The organism is Celeribacter persicus, from assembly GCF_003050785.1.
GTDB lineage: Bacteria > Pseudomonadota > Alphaproteobacteria > Rhodobacterales > Rhodobacteraceae > Celeribacter > Celeribacter persicus.
The window spans coordinates 1-2294 of record NZ_QAOH01000075.1 but is presented as its reverse complement, the minus strand read 5'-3'; the positions used below and the strand labels follow the sequence as shown (position 1 = coordinate 2294).

Annotated in this window: 2 protein-coding genes; both read right to left on the bottom strand. The window is 61.6% G+C overall.

The window, feature by feature from the left end; translation table 11 throughout:
• Positions 1-690, bottom strand: a 690-nt coding sequence (gene istB, locus C8N42_RS21210) for an IS21-like element helper ATPase IstB (RefSeq protein ID WP_107818373.1), incomplete at its 3' end; no start/stop codon positions are given.
• Complete coding sequence (istA, locus tag C8N42_RS21205) at positions 687-2174, bottom strand: IS21 family transposase (RefSeq protein ID WP_170109402.1); 1488 nt, start codon at positions 2172-2174, stop codon at positions 687-689. The genes istB and istA, both read right to left, overlap by 4 nt.
• Positions 2175-2294: the final 120 nt, after the last annotated feature.

Here is a 2294-nt window from a genome sequence, read left to right as displayed (position 1 = left end):
GACGTGGTGGGTCAGCCGGTCGAGGAGCGCGCCGGTGAGGCGCTCGGTGCCAAAGGTTTCCGTCCATTCATCGAAGGGCAAGTTGCTGGTGATCAGCGTGGCCCCGCGCTCGTAGCGTTGCGAGATCAACTCGAAGAGCAGCTCGGCACCGGTTTTGGAGAGAGGGACGAAGCCCAATTCGTCGATGATCAGCAGCTTGGCGCTGGCCACTTGCTTCTGAACCCGCAGTAGGCGGCGCTCGTCGCGTGCCTCCATCAGTTCGTTGACCAGAGCAGCAGCGGTGGTGAAGCTGACGGTCATTCCTTTTTGGCAAGCGGCGAGCCCCAGGCCGAGGGCAATGTGGGTTTTACCGGTGCCGCTTGGCCCAAGAGCAATTACGTTCTCGCGCCGTTCGATCCAGTCGCAGCGCGCCAGATCCAGCACCTGCATCTTGTTGAGCTTGGGGATTGCCTTGAAGTCGAAGCTGTCGAGGCTTTTGGTGGCCGGGAACTTGGCCGTCTTGATGCGGCGCTCGACCATCCGTCGCTCGCGATCGATCAGCTCCAGTTCGACCAGGCGCGTCAGGAACTGGACATGATCCAAGCCCTCGGTGGCGCATTGGCGCGCCACCTTCTGATACTCACGCAGGAATGTCGGAAGCTTCAGCTTCTTGAGGTGATGCTCCAGCAGGATCTCGGGGACATGGGTCATTCCGCAGCCTCCGACATCAGGGACATGTAGCTGGCCGCGGAGGTCGTCTCGACCCGCGCCCGTGGCAGGTAAGGATACACCTCGAGATCGAGCCGTGGTGGTCGCTTCTCGACCTGACACAGAACCAGATGCTTCACAGCATCAAAGCCGACCGCGCCCATCTTCAGGGCCTGTTTTACGGAGGTGTGTAGCTCCTCCATGCCGAAGGTCTCCAGAAGGCGCAGCACCTGGACATACTCGCGGCGCCCTGCCTTCAGCATGCGCGCTTCCATCAGGCGGCGCAGTGTGTCGAACTCGTCTGGCAAGCCCCACTCTGCAAGAGGCGCGGCCTGATCCAGGGCATTGATCTTGCGTTCGATCAGCGGGAGGTAGTGGATCGGGTCGAACACCATGTCCTCGCGCGCGTAGCACCGCGGATGGCGTGCGATCACGTCCCCACGGCAACCAATCACCACCTGATCGACATAGGCCCGTACCCAGACATCCTGATGGCCATAGGCCACGGGGACCGAGTAATCGTTGGTGTCGTAGCGGACCAAAGACTGGGAACTCACCCGACCGCTGGCCTGTGCGCAGGCCTCAAAGGGAGTGGCTGGCAAGGGGCGCATCTCGGCCAGATCCAGTTGCAAACGCGAGCCGATGGTCTCCGTGTGCCCCCGGAGCATATCGTTCTGACGAGCGAGACACTGCTCTTCGAGATAGGCGTTGAAGCTCTCCCAGTCCGGGAAGCGGGGAATCGGCACCATGTGGTTGCGACGGGCATAGCCGACCATCCCCTCGACATTGCCCTTGTCGTTGCCTTTGCCCGGTCGGCCGTAGCGGTCTCGGTAAAGGTAGTGCGACAACAGCCCGCTGAACAGCGTGGCACGCACTCGTGTGCCATCGGGCTGGATCTTCGAGACCAAGCAACGGTCGTTGTCGTAGAGCACCGACTGCGGCACCCCGCCAAAGAAGGCAAAGGCATGCACATGGCCGTCCATCCAGGCTTCCGCCGTCGCCGCCGGATAGGCCCGCACGAAATAGGCATCGCTGTGCGGCAAATCCAGGACGAAGAAGTGGGCCTTTTGCTCAACGCCCCCGATCACAATCACCGCTTCGCCAAAATCGGCCTGCGCATGGCCCGGCGGATGCGACAGCGGCACGAACATCTCACGGCTGCGCCGGTCACGCTGCCGAACGTAATCCTTGATGATCGTATACCCTCCGGTAAACCCGTGCTCCGCCCGAAGCCGCTCGTGGATCCGCTTCGCCGTGTGGCGCTGCTTGCGAGGCACTTTCTTGTCCTCTTCAAGCCAGCCGTCGATAATCTCTGTAAACCCATCAAGCTTCGGCCGCTTGATCTCCTTCTTGCGCCGGTACCCCGGCGGCGCCGAAAACGCCAACATCTTGCGAACGCTGTCCCGCGATATGTTGAAATGGCGCGCCAGCTCCCGCTGGCTCATCCCCTCGCTGCGCGCCAGCCTGACCTTCCGATAAAGTTCCACGGTGTAAATCTCCTCGCCCTCCCTGCTGCCGCAAGAAGGGAAAAAGTGGACGACTTTTACGCCGCCCGCACCGTCAATACGACGGCGCTACCGTGGTCTAATTTTGCACCGCCGTTCTCA